The sequence below is a fragment of the Pseudomonas cavernae genome, from assembly GCF_003595175.1.
Classification (GTDB): Bacteria; Pseudomonadota; Gammaproteobacteria; order Pseudomonadales; family Pseudomonadaceae; genus Aquipseudomonas; species Aquipseudomonas cavernae.
The window spans coordinates 4124411-4141871 of sequence record NZ_CP032419.1 but is presented as its reverse complement, the minus strand read 5'-3'; the positions used below and the strand labels follow the sequence as shown (position 1 = coordinate 4141871).

Genomic DNA, 17461 nt, shown 5'->3' with positions numbered 1-17461 from the left:
ATGGCGAGAATGCCCGCACTCCGCCTAATGATGGCAGCGCTCGCGACTCATGGCTTCCCGGGCGTGGCGATTATAGGGATAGCCGACGGCTGGTGCAGCGTGATTGCTAGGCGCCATGGTATTTCTGCTGCCAACTCGGGTTTTGGCCGCAGTGGCGGTAATCGGCAGGTCAAGAGCCATCTGTGACGCGAGTCATGTCCGGAGGGAAAGTCTGCTTGGAGCCCGGGTTTTGCTCTCTATAATGACTTCTGTTTTTTGACGCCGGCCCTTTGACGTTAGGATGACGCTCAATTGATTGTTGTGCAGGCTGCTGATCCCTAGCTGGGGTGGCCTGCAGGAGACTCGCAATGACCGACGCGAAAGTGGTGCACCTCAACAAGGTCGCCCCTGAGCACTCGCCGAACTCGCCGGTAGGACGACTGCCCGTGGCGTTGATTAATCTGCGTGACAGGGCTGCGCAGCAACTCAAGCAGGCGCTGCAGGCGTTGTTCGATAACGCCGACGACACGCTGTTCGAGATGGCCGACCGGGCGACCAGCAATGCCGAGCAGAGCGGCTTCTTCGAGGCCATGCGCGATCTGCGCCTGAAGCGCAAAAATATCGAGCGTGGCTTCCTGCAGAAAATCTTCGAGTCGTTCTCCACCCTCAATCAGTACGAAATCGGCCGGGTGCCGCAGCTGGGTACGCTGTCGTTTGACAGCTTGGCGCTGATCCAGAACGACGAGCTGGAGGAACGGGTGGCGCTGGACTCGATGGTCGCCAAGGTGATGAGCCGCGACGGCGTCGCCGTCAGCCACCTGACCACGCGCCTGAACGCGCTGGTCAGCAAGAAGCTCGACGACAAGAGCAACCCGCTCGGGCCCATGTCGCTCTGCGGGTTGTTCCTCGAGGCCTGCGGCGGCCTCGGGGTGGAAATCCGGGTCAAGCTGATCATTCTCAAGCTGTTCGAGAAGTACGTGCTCAGCGATCTCGACCAGCTGTATGGCGAGGCCAACCAAGCGCTGGTCGCGGCCGGAGTGCTGCCGGAGCTGAAGTCCGCGCCGGCGCCGCGCCGCCCAGGTGCGCAGCATGCAGGCGGCCGTGCAGGCCAGGGCGGCGCGGCGGTGCTTGCCGGCGTGGCTGGCTATGCCGACGAGGGCATGCAGGAGGTGTTCGGGGCGCTGCAGGCGCTGCTGTCCGAGGTCCGTGGCGCCGGTATGCCGCGCCGTGAGCTGCCGGCCGATGCCGTGCCGATTTCCAGCAACGACCTGATGCGCCTGCTGTCGCACCTGCAGCAACGCCTGCCGACGCAGGCGGCGGCCGACTTCGATCTGCATCACCAACTGGAGCAGCTGCTCGGGCGCGCCAGCGCCAAGAGCGGTCGGGCGCGGGTGGTGGGCGAGGTGGACGAGGATGTCATCAACCTGGTGTCCATGCTGTTCGAGTTCATTCTCGATGACCGCAGCTTGCCGGATTCGCTGAAGGCCCTGATCGGCCGGCTGCAGATCCCCATGCTCAAGGTCGCGGTGCTGGACAAGACCTTCTTCGGCCGCGGCAGCCATCCGGCGCGACGCTTGCTCAATGAAATCGCCTCGGCGGCCCTGGGTTGGGGCGAGCAGGACGACACTCAGCGCGACAGCCTGTATCAGAAGATCGAGCAGGTGGTGCAGCGTTTGCTCAACGATTTTGTCGATGACCCGGGCATTTTCTCCGAGCTGCTCGCCGACTTCCTCGCCTTCACCGGCGCCGAGCGGCGGCGCAGCGAGTTGCTCGAGCAGCGCACCCGCGATGCCGAAGAGGGCAGGGCCCGCGCCGAACTGGCCCGCCGACAAGTCGAGCAGGCGCTGAACGAGCGCCTGCTGGGCAAGACCCTGCCCGAGGTGGTGGTGCGTTTGCTGCAGGAGGCCTGGAGCAAGGTGCTGATGCTGACCTGCCTCAAGCATGGGACGGACTCGGCGGAGTGGCAGGCGGCGTTGGCGACCATGGATGACCTGGTGTGGAGCGTCGAACCGCACGAGGACCCGGAAGCCCGTCTGCGCCTGCTCGAACTGGTGCCGGGATTGCTCAAGGCGCTGCGTGAGGGCATGGCCAGCGCGGCGTTCGACCCATTCTCCACCAGCGAGTTCTTCAGCCGCCTGGAAGCCCTGCACGTGCAGGCGTTCCAGCGTTTCAAGCGGCAGCTGTCAGAGGCCGAGCAGCCTGAGGCCGCCGTCGAGATTGTGGCAGAGGCCGCTGGTGCCGCGCCGGAGGCGCCGTTGCTGGAGTTGCCGCCGGTTGAAGAGGTCGCGGTTGCGGTCGAGCTGCCGGCGATGATCGCGGTGGTCGAAGAAATCGTCCTGCTGGCGCCCGGCGAGAGCCGGCTGGCGGAACCGGAAGTCTGCCTGGCGGATGACGACGAGGCCTTGTTGCAGGTGGACAACCTGCGGGTGGGCAGCTGGGTCGAGTTCCAGGAAGACGAGGAGCACAAGCTGCGCTGCAAGTTGGCGGCGCTGATCAAGCCGACCGGCAAGTATGTGTTCGTCAATCGCACCGGCATGAAGGTGCTGGAGAAGACCCGCATGGGCCTGGCGGTGGAATTCCGTCACGGCGCCATCCGCTTGCTCGACGATGCGCTGCTGTTCGATCGGGCGCTGGAGTCGGTGATCGGTAACCTGCGCCGGCTCAAGGGCGCCTGAGTCCCAGCCCGCCCATGCAGCGCCCGGCCAACCCGCCGGGCGTTGTCGTTTTTGGGGGCAGTTTTCGTAGGGTGGGTTAGCCGTAGGCATAACCCACCGACCCTGCCGGACGCCGATGTTCGTGGCGACAGCGCTGGTGGGTTACGCCGCTACGCGGCTAACCCACCCTACGAAAACGCTGCTCAACACTTAGGCCCGTAGGATGGGTTGAGCGTAGCGATACCCATCATTAGCAGCTCGGTGGGTATCACAGGCTCAACCCATCCTACGAATTAGCTACCTAGCCCGGATGCAATCCGGGAAGCGGCGGCGTCTGCGCCCGGATTGCATCCGGGCTAGGTATCCACCGTCCAGACGCTGCCGGGGCAGGGGATTGCCGGTCAGCGCTTGGCCGGGCGGGGGCGCTGCTCTAGAGTGGGGGCAACGCAAGGAGTTCTTATGCAGCTGGATCCTCATACGGGCTGGTGTCAGGGCATTCGCCACTGCCCCTCGGTCAATTGCAATGCGCGCCCGCAGGACGAGGTGTCTCTGCTGGTGATTCACAACATCAGTCTGCCGCCCGGGCAGTTCGGCACGGGCAAGGTGCAGGAGTTTTTCCAGAACCGCCTGCGGGCGGATGAGCATCCGTATTTCGCCGGCATCGCGGCGCTGACAGTGTCGGCGCATTTTCTCATCGAGCGTGACGGCGGGGTCACCCAGTTTGTCTCCTGTCGGGAGCGGGCCTGGCATGCCGGGGTTTCGCGGTTCGACGGGCGCGAGAACTGCAATGACTTTTCCCTCGGCATCGAGCTGGAAGGCACCGATGACCAGCCGTTCAGCGAGGCCCAGTATGCGGCGCTGATCGACCTGGCGCGGCAGCTGCAGCAGGCTTATCCGGCGATCACCGTGGCGCGCATTTGCGGTCACAGCGATATCGCGCCGGGGCGCAAGACCGATCCGGGGCCGTGTTTCGATTGGGCGCGGCTGCGTGCCGCGCTGACAGATTGAGGGGGTAACGATGAGTTTTCTGGTGCTTCTGCTGGTGCTGTGGGTGGAGAAGTTTTCCGCCTGGCGCCGGCGTGTGCAGCATGACGGGCCCTGGCTGCGCGAGCTGGCCAGGGTCGAAGCCAACCCGGGGCTGGCCGCCTTGCCCTGGCTGAGCCTGGCTTTGCTGGTGCTGCTGCCGTTGGCGCTGTTGACTGCGCTGCTGCTGACTCTGCAGCCGCTGGCACATGGCTGGCTGGCGTTGCCGGTGCACCTGCTGGTGCTGATCTACAGCCTCGGCCGTGGCGATCTGTTGGCCGCGCTCGGGCCGTTCCGCGATGCCTGGCGTCGGGGTGACAGCCAGGCGGCCTATCACGTCGCCGAGCGCGATCTGGCGCTGGAGGCCGAGGAGAGCAGCGCGCTGCTGCTGCGCGTGCAGGGCTATCTGGTATGGCAGGCCTATCAGAGCTTTTTCGCGGTGATCTTCTGGTACGCGCTACTCGGGCCGGTGGCGGCGCTGGCTTATCGGTTGCTGGCGCTGACGGGCGAGCATGCGCAGCTGCCGGCCCTGCGCGAGCGGGCGCTGCAGCTGCGCCATGCTTTCGACTGGGTGCCGGTGCGGGTGCTGGCGGCCAGCTTCGCGCTGGTGGGCAACTTCGTCGCGGTCAGTCGGGTATTGCTGCATGAGTTGCTCAGCTGGGAGGTTTCCGCCGCGCAGCTGATGGTCAAAGTGGGCCGCGCGGCCGGCGATCTGCCGGAATTGGTGCTCGGTGAGGCCGGCGTCGCCAGCCTGGACGAGCTCTGGCAGTTACTGGTGCGTGCCGCGGTGCTTTGGTACGCCGCCTTGGCCTTGTGGACGCTGTTCCTCTAAAGGTATCTGTTTAGCCGGCGGCGAAATCCTTATGGGGTCGAGCGATGGGTATCGCTTCGCTCAACCCCATCCTGCAGGCTGCCTCGGGCGTTCAATTCCATAGCCAGGCGGCGCCGCGCACGCCGCTGGAGTCGCCGTGGCGGGCGGGCAGCAGGCGGGTGTTGACCCGGTCGGAAAACACATGGTGTGGCAGCAGCAATGGCACGCGCTGGTACAGCGCGGCGATGTTCGACAGGCCGCCGCCGAGCACGATCACGTGCGGATCGAGCAGGTTGATCACCGCCGCCAGACCGCGGGCCAGTTGCTCGCAGTAACGCACCAGTGCCGCTTCGGCAGCCGGCTGGCCTCGCCCGGCGGCGCGGGCGATGGCGTCGGCGTCCAGCTCCAGACCGCTGCGTGCGGCCCAGCCGGGACCGCTGAGGAAGGTTTCCAGGCAGTCGTCGAGGCCACAGTAGCAGCGCCGTGGCGGGCCGTCCGCGGGGCTGCGCCAGGGCAGTGGGTTGTGCCCCCATTCGCCGGCGATGCCGTTCGGCCCGCCGAGTAACCGGCCGTTGATGACCACTCCGGCGCCCACGCCGGTGCCGAGGATGGCGGCGAACACCGTGCCCGCCCCGGCACCGGCGCCATCGGCGGCTTCCGACAGGGCGAAGCAGTCGGCATCGTTGGCCAGGCGCACCGGGCGTTGCAGCCGCTGTTCGAGATCACCCTGCAGGTCCTGGCCGATCAGGCACACCGAATTGGCATTCTTGATCCGCCCGTGATCGGGCGAACGGGTGCCGGGAATGCCCACGCCCAGGCTGCCCTGGCGCCCCAGCTGGGCTTCGGCCTCTTGGACCAAGCGGACGATGCCGGCCAGGGTCGCCGCGTAGTCTCCTTGCGGGGTGGGTAGGCGCCGGCGTAGACGCTCGCGGCCGTTTTCCAGGGCGATGATTTCAATCTTGGTGCCGCCGAGGTCGACACCGAGGCGCAGGGATGGGGGCATCTTTAACCTTAAGTTACAGAGCGGCTGGTCGATATTAGGTATACAGAACACCCGAACTGGCCCCGTGCCATCTGTCACGCCGATCTGCCTGATCGACGGGCACAGTTCGACTCGCCTGGACGGAGTGGGCTTGCCTTAAGAAGGTTTTCGCCACCCGTCGCGGACACATAACAATAATGCGAACAGGAGACGTCTTGTGAAGACCGTGCTGTATCCGGCCATCGCGCTGATGAATCGTCTTAGTTTCGGTATGAAATTCAGCCTGATCAGTGTGCTGTTCTTCCTGCCGATGCTGGTCACCAACTTCTACCTGGTCCGCGACTCCTATCGCCAGAACGTCGCCACCCGCGCCGAGCTCGAGAGCATTGACTTGCTGGGTGCCAGCCTCAAGCTGCGCCGCGACCTGGAAAGCCTCAATGACCAGGTGGAGATCAACGCCCAGATCGGCCAGTCCGGTAAGGCCGGCGATCTCGAGTCGCGCATCAGCCAGCTGCAGCAGCAACTGGTCGGCCTGCTACAGGGCTTGGCGCCGGTGGTCAGTGACGCCGAGCAGGTGGAAACCTTCAATGCCAAGCGCGACGAGCTGTTGGCGGCGTTGAAGGCCGTGCAGGCGGAAACCTCGCTGCAGAGCAAGAGCGCCCAGGTCGAGAAGTTGCTCGGCAACGCCCAGGTGTTCATCCAGCTGGTGGCGACCCAGGCGGGTTTCACCCAGGACAGCCAGATTGAAGTGCGCCAGGTCAGCGAGCTGGTCATCGCGGTGACGCCGCAGATCACGGCGGCGTTGAGCACCGGCCGCTCGGTCGGTGCCTCCGCCCTTGGGCAGGGCTTCCTCAACTCCTCTTCCAGCGGCAAGCTCGATGAATTGCTGCAGACCCTTGAGAAGCGGCACGCCGAGTACGGCCTGGACTTGCAGAACGCTTTCGCCGGCAGCCCGGCCGCGCGCGATGCCCTGCAGGCGTTGGCCGCCGCCAGCCAGGCGACGTTGAAGGACAGCGCCACGCTGATCGAGGACAAGGTGGTGGTGGCCGACACCCTCGACATGCCTTGGCAGTCATTCTACGACCAGCTCAGCGTGGCGATGGACAAGACCTACCAGCTCAACGATGCGGTACTGGTGTTCCTCGATCAGCAATTGCAGCAGCGCCTGGCGCAGAAGCGTGTGCAGATGTTCGCGTTGATTGCGGCACTGGTGCTGGTGTTCGTGCTGATCGGCTACCTGTACGCCGCCTTCTATGTTTCCACCCGCACCACCCTGAAGAGTCTCGGCCTGGTGATGGACAAGGTTGCCGCCGGCGACATGACCGTCAGCTTCCAGGCGCAGAGCCGCGACGAGTTGGGCGAACTGGGCGAGCTGTTCAACGGCACCGTGGCGAAGATCCGCCACCTGATCGAGCGGGTCGGCCGCACCGTGGTCGAAGTCGAGCGCCAGGCCGGCCGCGTCGAGTCGGTGTCCGGCGAGAGCAACCAGGCGGTCGCCGGTCAGCGCAGCCAGATCGAGCAGGTGGCGACGGCGATGAACGAGATGTCCGCCACCGCCCAGGAGGTCGCCCGCAGCGCGGCAGCCGCGGTCGGCAGCGCGCAGAGCGTCAATCAGGAGACCGTCAGCGGCCGGGCCCTGGTGGAGTCGCAAGTCGGCAGCATCCAGCGGCTGGCCAGCGAAATCGACCAGTCGGTGGCGGTGATCAACCAACTGGCCAGCGACAGCGCCTCGATCAGCCAGGTGCTCGACGTGATCAAGGGCATTGCCGAGCAGACCAACCTGCTGGCCCTCAACGCCGCCATCGAGGCCGCGCGCGCCGGTGAGCAGGGCCGCGGCTTTGCCGTGGTGGCCGACGAGGTGCGCAACCTGGCCAAGCGTACCCAGCAGTCGACCGAAGAAATCGAGAAGATGATCGCCAAGCTGCAGGGCGGCGTCGGCGCGGCGGTGAAGACCATGAGCGTCAGCCATCAGATGGCCGACGGCACGGTCAGCGAGTCGGGCAAGGTGCAGCAGGCGCTGGAGAACATCCTCGGCGCGGTGGGCATGATCGTCGACCAGAACCAGCAGATCGCCGCCGCCGCCGAGCAGCAGACCGCGGTGGCGCATGACATCGACCAGAACATCGTCGAGATCAACCGCGCCGGCGAGCGCACCGCCGAGGGTGCCAGCCAGACCGAGCAGTCCAGTCGTGAGCTGAGCGGCCAGGTGGCGCAGCTCAAGCAGCTGATCAGCGCCTTCCGCGTCTGAGCCCCTGGAGCTGTAGTGACAAGGCCGGCCCAATGGCGGGCCTTGCCGTTTTCGTAGGGTGGGTTGAGCGCAGCGATACCCACGCGGTGCGAATCATCGATGGGTATCGCTGCGCTCAACCCACCCTACGACCGATACCCGTCCAGCCGAACAGTGCTCGCGCGTTCTCGCTGCTGCTCCTGGCCAATTCGTCCGCGCTGACCCCCATCAGCTCGGCCATCGCGGCGCAGATCTCCGGCAGGTACTCGGGGCTGTTGCGCTGCTGTGGGTGCATCGCCGGGGCCATGTCGGGGGCGTCGGTCTCCAGCACCACGGCGTCCAGCGGCAAGCCGGCGACTGTCTTGCGCAGGCGGTTGGCCTGCGGCCAGGTGGCGGCGCCGCCGAGGCCGAGCTTGAAGCCGAGCTTGAGGTACTCCTTGGCTTCCTCGGCGCTGCCGGCGAAGGCGTGGATGATGCCGGCGCGTTTGAGGCGAACGCGCTTGAGCGTGGCGATGGTCGGCGCATGGGCGCGGCGCACGTGCAGCAGCACCGGTAGTTCGAACTCGGCGGCCAGTGCCAGCTGGGCTTCGAACAGCGCCTGCTGGGCGTCGCGGTCGAGGCTGTCGAGGTAGTAGTCGAGGCCGAACTCGCCCACCGCGCAGAGCTTGGGATGGCCGGCCAGGCGTTGCAGCCAGTCGCGCAGCTCATCCCTATGTTCGGGGCGGTGCTGGTCGAGGTAGACCGGGTGCAGGCCGAAGGCGGCGTACAGGCTGTCGTCCTGCTGTACCAGCTGCCACAGGCGCTGCCAGTTGTTCTGGTAGACGCCGAGCACCACCAGCCGCTCGACGCCCAAGGCGCGGCTGCGTGCCAGCAGTTCGGCGCGGTCGGCGTCAAAATCGGGGAAGTCGAGGTGGGTATGAGTGTCGATCAGCTGCATGCGGCCAGTGTCGACCGCCGGGCGGCGGGCTGCAAGCAGCAGCCCGCAGTGCGACTTAATGATGCTCGCGGGTGGCGCGGAATTTCACGTCCGGCCAGCGCTCTTCCATCAGGCTGAGGTTGACCCGGGTCGGCGCCAGGTAGGTGAGGTGGCCGCCGCCGTCGATGGCGATGTTCTCGAAGGCCTTGACCTTGAAGTCCTCGAGCTTCTTCTTGTCGGCGCACTCGATCCAGCGTGCCGACCAGACATTGATCGCCTCGTAGGCGCACTCGACCTTGTATTCCTCCTTCAGGCGGCTGGCGACCACATCGAACTGCAGCACGCCGACCGCGCCGAGGATGATGTCGTTGTTGCGCTCGGGGAAGAACACCTGGGTCGCGCCTTCCTCGGCCAGCTCCTGCAGGCCCTGGCGCAGCTGCTTGGACTTCAGCGGGTCCTTCAGGCGCACGCGGCGAAACAGTTCCGGGGCGAAGTGCGGGATGCCGGTGAAGCCCAGCACCTCGCCTTCGCTGAAGGTGTCGCCGATCTGGATGGTGCCGTGGTTGTGCAGGCCGATGATGTCGCCGGCCCAGGCTTCCTCCAGCTGCTCGCGCTCGGAGGAGAAGAAGGTCAGGGCGTCGGCGATCTTCAGGTCCTTCTTGATCCGCACGTGGCGCATCTTCATGCCCTTCTCGTACTTGCCCGAGCAGATGCGCATAAAGGCGATGCGATCCCTATGTTTCGGGTCCATGTTCGCCTGGATCTTGAACACGAAGCCGGTGAACTTCTCCTCGCTAGGCTCCACCACGCGCTCGTGGCTGGCGCGCGCCAGCGGTGGCGGCGCCCAGTCGACGATGCAGTCGAGCACCTGGTCGACGCCGAAGTTGCCCAGCGCGGTGCCGAAGAACACCGGGGTCATGCGGCCTTCGAGGAAGGCGGTCTCGTCGAACGCATGGCAGGCGCCCTGGACCAGTTCCAGCTCGCCGACGAAGTGGTCGTAGAGATCGCCGAGGTGCGCACGGGCCTCATCGGAGTCCAGCTTGTCGATGATTTTCGCCTCGGTGCGCTCGTGGCCGTGGCCGGGTGTGTAGACGACGATCTTGTCGGCGGCCAGGTGGTAGACGCCCTTGAAGTCCTTGTAGCAGCCGATCGGCCAGGTGATCGGCGCGGCCTTGATCTTCAGCACCGCCTCGATTTCGTCGAGCAGTTCGATCGGATCGCGGATATCGCGGTCGAGCTTGTTGATGAAGCTGACGATCGGCGTGTCGCGCAGCCGGCAGACGTCCATCAGGGCAATGGTGCGCGGCTCCACGCCCTTGCCGCCGTCGAGCACCATCAGCGCCGAGTCCACCGCGGTGAGGGTGCGGTAGGTGTCTTCGGAGAAGTCCTCGTGGCCGGGGGTGTCGAGCAGGTTGACCATGTGCTCGCGGTAGGGGAACTGCATCACCGAGGTGGTGATGGAGATGCCGCGCTGCTTCTCCATCTCCATCCAGTCGGAGGTGGCGTGGCGGTCGGACTTGCGCGACTTCACCGTACCGGCGACCTCGATGGCCTTGCCCATCAGCAAGAGCTTCTCGGTGATGGTGGTCTTACCGGCGTCCGGGTGGGAAATGATGGCGAATGTGCGCCTTTTGGCGACTTCGGCGGCCTGAATGGTCATGGCAAGGGGAACCCGTCGACGAATAGTCGGTCTGTCAAAAATGGCGGCGATTATATCGGTAAACCGCCCTCGCGCGGCGCCCGGTCGGCGCAACGGTTTTGGCCGCGGAAAATACGGATTTGTGCAGCATTCCGGACGTTTTGTTTTGAATCCGAAACGGTCAATCGTACTGGCGACAAAAGGGGGCAAAACTGCGGCAATTTTTGATTGATCTCAGGCCCCCATGGTCCTAAAGTTCGCGCCCGAACGTCCATGCTGGCAACGATCCATCCGGCTCAAGTACTGACGACGAGAGGCGAGCCACAGGCCCGTTCTCGGCGACATGCCTTGGGAAGTAGGCGAACCAAAGTGGGGAAACTGATCAGGCGTTCAGGCATCGCGATTTCTTTCGCACGCCACCCCTAAGCACTTTCGTTTGTTTTGCCATTTGGAGTCCCACGCATGTCGATTGAGGTCGAAGACTACTACCCGCGCGAAACCTTCCAGAAGATGAAGGCCTTCGCCGACAAGCAAGAAACCCCGTTCGTGGTGATCGACACGCAGATCATCAGCCAGGCCTATGACGACCTGCGCGCCGGGTTCGAGTTCGCCAAGGTGTATTACGCGGTCAAGGCCAACCCGGCCGTGGAAATCATCGAACTGCTGCGCGACAAGGGCTCGAACTTCGACATCGCCTCGATCTACGAGCTGGACAAGGTGATGGCCACCGGTGTCGGCCCGGAGCGCATCAGCTACGGCAACACCATCAAGAAAGCCCGCGACATCCGTTATTTCTTCGACAAAGGCGTGCGCCTGTTCGCCACCGACTCGGAAGCCGACCTGCGCAATATCGCCAAGGCCGCGCCGGGCGCCAAGATCTATGTGCGCATTCTCACCGAAGGCTCCACTTCGGCCGACTGGCCGCTGTCGCGCAAGTTCGGTTGCAACCCGGACATGGCCCTCGATCTGCTGATCCTGGCCAAGCAGCTGGGCCTGGTGCCCTACGGCGTGTCGTTCCACGTCGGCTCGCAGCAGCGTGACATCGACGTGTGGGACGCGGCCATCGCCAAGGTCAAGGTGATCTTCGAGCGCCTCAAGGAAGAAGACGGCATCACCCTGCAGATGATCAACATGGGGGGCGGCTTCCCGGCCAACTACATCCAGCGCACCAACAGCCTGGAAACCTACGCCGAGGAAATCATCCGCTTCCTCAAGGAGGACTTCGGCGACGAGTTGCCGGAAATCATCCTCGAGCCGGGGCGTTCGCTGATCGCCAACGCCGGCATCCTGGTCAGTGAAGTGGTGCTGATCGCGCGTAAGTCGCGTACCGCGGTGGAGCGCTGGGTGTACACCGACGTGGGCAAGTTCAGTGGCCTGATCGAAACCATGGACGAAGCCATCAAGTTCCCGATCTGGACCGAGAAGAAGGGCGAGATGGAGGAAGTCATCATCGCCGGGCCGACCTGCGATAGCGCCGACATCATGTACGAGAACTACAAGTACGGCCTGCCACTGAACCTGTCGATCGGTGACCGCCTGTACTGGCTGTCCACCGGTGCCTACACCACCAGCTACAGCGCGGTGGAGTTCAACGGCTTCCCGCCGCTGAAGGCGTTCTATTTGTAAGCCTTGTGTCAGCTAACGAAACCCCGGCTTGCCGGGGTTTCGTCGTTATGGCCTAGGGAAACCGCTGGGTTCGCGCAGTTCCGTGGAGATATGTAAAGAGTTTGTAAAGGTTACGATCCATCGTTGATTGAGATTGTTTCTCAAATAGAATCGCGCCTCATTTTGCTTGGGGAGTGATTCTTATGAACAAGAAAGCGATGTCCTCCAATTTGCCACAGCCTCGTCTGCTGGCTTCCGCTATCGGTCTTGCCATTGCGTCCTTCGCCTGTACTGGCCTGGCGGCAGAGAGCAGCAAGAGCCAAGTGGTGGAGCTGGGCGCGGTGAATGTGCAAGGCAAGCAGGAGAAGGCGAAAAGCTACAAGGTCGAGCAAGCCTCTTCGCCGAAGTACACCGCGCCGCTGCTGGACACTCCCCAGACCATCACCGTGGTGCCGCAGGAGGTCATTCAGGAGCAGGGCGCCCTGAGCCTGCGCCAGGTGCTGTCGAACGTTTCCGGCATCACCTTCGCCGCCGGCGAGGGCGGTGGCGGCCTGGGCGACAGCATCAATATTCGCGGTTTCAGCGCCAACAACAACATCATGATCGATGGCCTGCGCGACAGCGCCCAGACCAGCCGTTCCGATACCTTCAACCTAGAGTCGGTGGAAGTGGTCAAGGGCCCGAGCTCGGTCTACTCCGGCGCCGGCACCACGGGTGGCTCGATCAACTTGGTCAGCAAGACTCCGCACTTCGGCACCTTAACCACCCTCGGCGCCGGCCTCGGCACCGATGACTACAAGCGCCTGACCGCCGACACCAATCAGCAGCTGGACGGCATCGAAGGGGCGGCCTTCCGGCTCAACCTGATGGCCCATCAGAACGATGTGGCCGGTCGCGACCAGATCGATTACGACCGCTGGGGCATCGCGCCGTCCCTCAGCTTCGGATTGGGCACGCCGACCCGCCTGACTCTGAGCTATCTCCATCAGTCCGACGACAATCTGCCGGACTACGGCCTGCCAGCCCTCAACGGCAAGGTGTTGGCGGGTGTCGATCGCGACAACTACTACGGTTTCCGCAACCTGGACACCGAGGAAACCGATATCGACAGCTTCACCGTCAAGCTGGAGCACGACTTCAACGACCTGGTCAGCCTGTCCAACAGCGCCCGTTACTCGGAAACCGATCGCACCACCGTGGTCACCGCCGCGCAGCTCAACACCGGCACCTATGACTCCAACGGCTCGTTGCCCGGTGGGGTTCGACCCGTGCCGGCCGGCAAATACACCTATGGCGGCGCGGCGGGCTTCGGTCGCGATTACAGCACCAAGCTGGCGATCAATCAGACCAACCTGACCTGGAACTTCAATACGGGCTTCATCGCCCACACCCTGGTCACTGGGGCCGAGATTTTTCAGGAGAAATACGAGCGCACCACTTTCAGCTACAACACCCTGGCCGCCAACCAGTTGTTCGACCTGCACAATCCCGAGGGTTATTACAGCGGGCCGACCAACAAGCAGGATACCGGCCGCGCCGAGTCCGAGCTGGATAGCCGGGCGCTCTACGCCTTCGACACCCTAGAGTTGAGCGAGCAGTGGGAGCTGAACCTGGGCCTGCGTTACGAGCACTACGAGGGTGAGGGCAAGACCGCCACCGTAGCAGTGGTACCGGGTTACGGCAGCCAGTACGCCTGGAGCGGCAAGCAGGACTCCTCGGATGACATGTTCAGCGGCCGCGCCGGCCTGGTGTTCAAGCCAGCGACGAACGGCGCCATCTATGTCGCCTGGGGTAACTCCTACAACCCTTCGGCGGAGAGCCTGACCGGCAGCGGCAATCTGGGCGGCACCAGCGGAACCGGCCTGAACGACAAGACGCAGAATCTGGATCCGGAGAAGAACGAAACCTGGGAGCTGGGTACCAAGTGGGATCTGCTGGATCAGCGGCTGGCGGTCAATGCCGCGCTGTTCCGGGTCGACAAGACCAATGGTCGGGTCGATGTGGATAGCGGTGCCGGGGTGAGCTACCAGCTGGACGGCGAGCAGCGCGTGGAGGGTTTCGAGCTGGGGCTGTCCGGCAAGCTCACCGACAACTGGGAGGCCTTCGCCAACTACACCCAGCTGCGCAGCGAGATTCGCAAGACCGGCGCTTCCGCGAGCGATCTGGCCGAGGAAGGGCAGGCGCTGGCCAACACGCCGCCGCGCTCCTTCAGCCTGTGGACCAGCTATGACCTGCCGCAGGGCTGGGAAGTCGGCTATGGCGCGCAGTTCGTCGACCAGCGTAACGTCGCCAACACCGGCAGCGCCAAGGTGCCGGCCTACTGGCTGCACAGCGCGCTGGTGGGTTACGAGGTCAACAATGAGCTCAACCTGCAGTTGAACCTCTACAACCTGTTCGACAAGGAGTACTACGACCGCATCCGCACCACCGCGGGTACGACGGGTCGCTCCTCCTCGCTGGTACCGGGCGACGGTCGCAGCGCGGTGCTGTCCGCTAGCTACGAGTTCTAAAGCCTTAAACCGTTGCAATCAAAGCCCCGCCCATTCGGCGGGGCTTTGGCGTATCAGGAGATAGTCGCGATGATGGTGCATATCCCCAAGGTGTTGACCCCCGAACAGGTCACCGACTGCCGGCGCCTGCTGCAACAGGCGCAGTGGATCGATGGCAAGGCCACCGCCGGTTTCCAGTCGGCCTTGGCCAAGGACAACCTGCAGCTGCCCGAGGACAGCCCCGAGGGCCGGCAGATGGGCGAACTGATTCTGCAGGCGCTCGGGCGCAATCCGCTGTTTATCTCCGCAGCCCTGCCGAGCAAGGTGTTCCCGCCGCTGTTCAACTGCTACCAGGGCGGCCAGTCGTTCGGCCTGCATGTGGATAACGCCGTGCGCGAAGTGCGTAGCACGGGCGAGCGCATCCGCACCGACCTGTCCGCCACCCTGTTCTTCACCCATCCGGACGAGTACAACGGCGGCGAGCTGCTGGTGGAGGACACCTACGGCACCCACAGCGTCAAGCTGGCGGCCGGCGATTTGATCCTCTATCCGTCCACCAGCCTGCACCGGGTCAATCCGGTCACTCGCGGGGCGCGCGTCTGCTCGTTCTTCTGGCTGCAAAGCATGGTCCGCGATGACGGTCAGCGCAGCCTTCTGTTCGATCTGGATTCGAGCATCCAGCAACTCAATCGGGAGCTGGGCGCCGGGCACGCCAGCAGCGTGCAGTTGACCGGCGTGTATCACAACCTGCTGCGGCGCTGGGCCGAAGTGTAGGGTAAAAGCCAAAGCCGCCTGTCTGGGCGACACCAAGGTGATCCACGTGTTGAAAAAAATTCTGTTCCAGTTGCACTGGTTCTTCGGCATCAGCGCCGGCTTGGTGCTGGCGTTGATGGGCGTCATCGGCGCGCTGTATTCCTTTGAAGGCGAGATCATGCGCGCCCTCAACCCGGATACCTTGCGGGTTCAGGTGCGCGAGTCCGGCGTGCTGCCGCCGGCGCAGCTGGTGCCCAAGCTCGAGGCGGCGGCCGGCAAGACGGTCAACGGCCTGTGGGTCGATACCCGCGCCGACAGCGCTGCACGGGTGTTCTTCAGCCCAGCGCCGGGCGAGCGGCGCGGGCCGATGCGTTATTTCGACCCCTACAGCGGCGAGTTGCTGGCCGAGCCGACGGGGCAGCGAAGTGGTGCTGGTCGCGCGTAAGTCGCGTACTGCCGTTGAGCGCTGGGTGTACACCGATGTCGGCAAGTTCTCCGGCCTGATCGAAACCATGGACGAGTCGATCAAGTTCCCGATCTGGACCGAGAAGAAGGGCGAGATGGAAGAAGTGGTGATCGCCGGCCCGACCTGCGACAGCGCCGACATCATGTACGAGCAGTACAAGTACGGCCTGCCGCTCAACCTGGCCATCGGCGACCGCCTGTACTGGCTGTCCACCGGCGCCTACACCACCAGCTACAGCATGGTGGAGTTCAACCGCTTCCCGCCGTTGAAGGCCTTCTACCTGTAAGCCGAGCTGCAACGAACAAGCCCCGCATCTGCGGGGTTTTTTTGTGGTCAGGCGCTTTCGAGCAGTGCGGCGAGGGCTTCGCGGTCGTTTTCGTCGCCGAGTTCGGCGGCGCGGCGGTGGTAGTCCAGGGCCAGGGCACGCAGCGGCGGTTGAGCGGCCGCGAGCAGGGCGGCGCGGGTCGCGCGGAAGAAATTCAGATTGCCGCCGGCGAGTGCCTGGCGCAGCCAGTGTTCGGCTTCCACAACCTGGCCCTGCGCGGCCAGGACCGCCGCCAGGCTGAACTGGCCGCGGAAATCGCCACCCGCCGCGGAGCGTTGATACCAGTGCAAGGCCAAGGCCGGGTCGGCTGCGACGCCGAGGCCTTCCTCATGGTAACGGCCGACCAGGTTCATCGACTTGGCATGCCCTTGTTCGGCGGCGCGCAGGTACAGCTGCAGGGCTTGGGTGTGATCCTGAGCGACGCCGCGTCCGGTGGCCAGCAGGTTGGCGAGGTTGTACAGGCCCCAGTCGAGTCCGCCCTCCGCCGCCTGCCGATAGTGCTGGGCCGCCGCCGCCAGGTCGGCGTGGCCGCCCCAGCCATGCTCCAGGCAGCGGCCGAGCATGTTGTGCGCCATGGCGTCGCCGGCCTGGGCGGCGATGCGAAACCATTGCCGCGCCAGCGGCTCGTCGCGCGCTATGCCACGGCCTTGCAGGAGGATCTGCCCGAGCAGGGTCTGCGCGTCGAGCATACCCGCGGCGGCGGCGCTGAGAATCGCCCGCGCGGCACGCTGCGGATCGCTGTCCAGCTGCTCGGCGAGTTGCGCGCCGTCGACCGACTCACGGCGGCGCAGGACATGGCTCACACGTCCGCCCAGCGGCGTAGCAGGTTGTGATAATTGCCGGTCAACTGGATCAACGCCGGGTGGTCGGGCACATCCACGGTCAGGCGCTGGATGGCCTGGTCCATCTCGAACAGCAGGGTGCGCTGGCTGTCCTCGCGTACCAGGCTCTGCGTCCAGAAGAACGAGGCGTAGCGGGCGCCACGGGTGACGGCTTCGACCTTGTGCAGGCTGCTGGCCGGATACAGCAGCAGGTCGCCGGCCGGCAGCTTGACCCGCTGACTGCCGTAGGTGTCCTGGATCACCAACTCGCCACCGGCGTAGTCGTCCGGGTCGCTGAAGAACAGCGTGGAGGACAGATCGGTGCGCACGCGCTCCGGACTGTTCTTCACCTGGCGGATGGCGTTGTCGATATGAAAGTCGAACGCGCCGCCACCGGTGTAGCAATTGAACAGCGGGGGAAACACCTTGTGCGGCAGCGCCGCGGACATGAACAAGGGGTTCTGCCACAGGCGCTGCAGCATCACTTCGCTGATCTCGCGAGCCAGCGGGTTGTCGTCGGTCAACTGCAGGTTGCGTTTGGCCTTGGCCGACTGGTAGCCGGCGGTGGACTTGCCGTCGACCCACTGTGCCTGTTCCAGGGCCTGGCGGATACGGTGGACTTCTTCGCGATTGAAGATGCCGGGGATGTGCAAAAGCATGGCGTTACCGGGCGCGAATGAAATTCGGCCGCCAATGTTAGAGATTCTCATTGGATCTGTAAAACGCGTGTCCGTCCGGCTCCGCAGCGGCGGCCGCCATTCGCGCCAACAG

The 17461-nt window shown here is 64.6% G+C and carries 11 protein-coding genes and 4 pseudogenes; 10 read left to right on the top strand and 5 right to left on the bottom strand.

The genetic code is table 11. From position 1 onward, the window contains the following. The first annotated feature begins 347 nt into the window (after positions 1-347). The 3 genes from D3880_RS18820 to ampE all read left to right on the top strand — a co-directional run bounded on the left by D3880_RS18820 (position 348) and on the right by ampE (position 4488). Positions 348-2654 (top strand): DUF1631 domain-containing protein, encoded by a 2307-nt coding sequence (locus D3880_RS18820; RefSeq protein ID WP_119894948.1) that lies wholly within the window; start codon positions 348-350, stop codon positions 2652-2654. Between the two features lie 438 nt (positions 2655-3092). Further along, entirely contained in the window at positions 3093-3641 is a 549-nt protein-coding gene (gene ampD / locus D3880_RS18815) for a 1,6-anhydro-N-acetylmuramyl-L-alanine amidase AmpD (protein WP_119894947.1), read from the top strand. A gap of 10 nt (positions 3642-3651) precedes the next feature. After that, positions 3652-4488: a regulatory signaling modulator protein AmpE gene (ampE, locus tag D3880_RS18810; RefSeq protein WP_119894946.1), complete on the top strand. Its 837-nt coding sequence runs from the start codon at positions 3652-3654 to the stop codon at positions 4486-4488. 91 nt (positions 4489-4579) lie between these two features. On the opposite strand, the gene D3880_RS18805 is transcribed toward ampE, so the two are convergent. Then, the gene (locus tag D3880_RS18805; RefSeq protein WP_119894945.1) at positions 4580-5470 is read right to left on the bottom strand and encodes an ROK family protein; all 891 of its coding nucleotides are present in this window, start codon (positions 5468-5470) and stop codon (positions 4580-4582) included. A gap of 229 nt (positions 5471-5699) precedes the next feature. Here D3880_RS18805 and D3880_RS23445 point away from each other — a divergent pair. Then, positions 5700-6791: pseudogene (locus D3880_RS23445) on the top strand (methyl-accepting chemotaxis protein); the annotation flags it as partial. A 390-nt stretch (positions 6792-7181) separates the two neighbouring features. Then, a pseudogene (locus D3880_RS23510) lies at positions 7182-7697 on the top strand (methyl-accepting chemotaxis protein); the annotation flags it as partial. Positions 7698-7812: 115 nt separating this feature from the next. On the opposite strand, the gene D3880_RS18795 reads toward D3880_RS23510, so the two are convergent. Then, positions 7813-8613, bottom strand: a complete 801-nt coding sequence (locus tag D3880_RS18795) for a TatD family hydrolase (RefSeq protein ID WP_119894943.1) — start codon at positions 8611-8613, stop codon at positions 7813-7815. A 55-nt stretch (positions 8614-8668) separates the two neighbouring features. After that, a complete protein-coding gene (locus D3880_RS18790; RefSeq protein ID WP_119894942.1) occupies positions 8669-10252 on the bottom strand; it encodes a peptide chain release factor 3 in 1584 nt (527 codons plus the stop codon). A gap of 441 nt (positions 10253-10693) precedes the next feature. Between D3880_RS18790 and D3880_RS18785 the strand changes: the two genes are divergently transcribed. The 5 genes and pseudogenes from D3880_RS18785 to D3880_RS18765 form a co-directional block, all read left to right on the top strand. After that, on the top strand, positions 10694-11857 hold the full coding sequence (locus D3880_RS18785; RefSeq protein ID WP_119894941.1) for a type III PLP-dependent enzyme: 1164 nt from the start codon (positions 10694-10696) through the stop codon (positions 11855-11857). 182 nt (positions 11858-12039) lie between these two features. Next, the gene (locus D3880_RS18780; RefSeq protein WP_119894940.1) at positions 12040-14346 is read left to right on the top strand and encodes a TonB-dependent receptor; all 2307 of its coding nucleotides are present in this window, start codon (positions 12040-12042) and stop codon (positions 14344-14346) included. 69 nt (positions 14347-14415) lie between these two features. Further along, positions 14416-15099 (top strand): Fe2+-dependent dioxygenase, encoded by a 684-nt coding sequence (locus D3880_RS18775; protein WP_119894939.1) that lies wholly within the window; start codon positions 14416-14418, stop codon positions 15097-15099. Positions 15100-15145: 46 nt separating this feature from the next. After that, a pseudogene (locus D3880_RS18770) lies at positions 15146-15499 on the top strand (PepSY domain-containing protein); the annotation flags it as partial. Then, positions 15498-15830: pseudogene (locus D3880_RS18765) on the top strand (type III PLP-dependent enzyme); the annotation flags it as partial. The pseudogenes D3880_RS18770 and D3880_RS18765, both read left to right, overlap by 2 nt. 47 nt (positions 15831-15877) lie before the next feature. On the opposite strand, the gene D3880_RS18760 reads toward D3880_RS18765, so the two are convergent. Together D3880_RS18760 and D3880_RS18755 are read right to left on the bottom strand one after the other, a co-directional pair. Then, a complete protein-coding gene (locus tag D3880_RS18760; protein ID WP_119894937.1) occupies positions 15878-16672 on the bottom strand; it encodes a tetratricopeptide repeat protein in 795 nt (264 codons plus the stop codon). Further along, positions 16669-17349, bottom strand: a complete 681-nt coding sequence (locus D3880_RS18755) for a Fe2+-dependent dioxygenase (protein WP_119894936.1) — start codon at positions 17347-17349, stop codon at positions 16669-16671. Before D3880_RS18755 ends, D3880_RS18760 begins: the two co-directional genes overlap by 4 nt. Positions 17350-17461 lie beyond the last annotated feature (112 nt).

Excerpts from the sequence above, each read along its gene's own strand:
- D3880_RS18820 (WP_119894948.1), top strand. The coding sequence starts at position 348 with ATGACCGACGCGAAAGTGGTGCACCTCAACAAGGTCGCCCCTGAGCAC.
- ampD (WP_119894947.1), top strand. The coding sequence starts at position 3,093 with ATGCAGCTGGATCCTCATACGGGCTGGTGTCAGGGCATTCGCCACTGC.
- ampE (WP_119894946.1), top strand. The coding sequence starts at position 3,652 with ATGAGTTTTCTGGTGCTTCTGCTGGTGCTGTGGGTGGAGAAGTTTTCC.
- D3880_RS18805 (WP_119894945.1), bottom strand. The coding sequence starts at position 5,470 with ATGCCCCCATCCCTGCGCCTCGGTGTCGACCTCGGCGGCACCAAGATT.
- D3880_RS18795 (WP_119894943.1), bottom strand. The coding sequence starts at position 8,613 with ATGCAGCTGATCGACACTCATACCCACCTCGACTTCCCCGATTTTGAC.
- D3880_RS18790 (WP_119894942.1), bottom strand. The coding sequence starts at position 10,252 with ATGACCATTCAGGCCGCCGAAGTCGCCAAAAGGCGCACATTCGCCATC.
- D3880_RS18785 (WP_119894941.1), top strand. The coding sequence starts at position 10,694 with ATGTCGATTGAGGTCGAAGACTACTACCCGCGCGAAACCTTCCAGAAG.
- D3880_RS18780 (WP_119894940.1), top strand. The coding sequence starts at position 12,040 with ATGAACAAGAAAGCGATGTCCTCCAATTTGCCACAGCCTCGTCTGCTG.
- D3880_RS18775 (WP_119894939.1), top strand. The coding sequence starts at position 14,416 with ATGATGGTGCATATCCCCAAGGTGTTGACCCCCGAACAGGTCACCGAC.
- D3880_RS18755 (WP_119894936.1), bottom strand. The coding sequence starts at position 17,349 with ATGCTTTTGCACATCCCCGGCATCTTCAATCGCGAAGAAGTCCACCGT.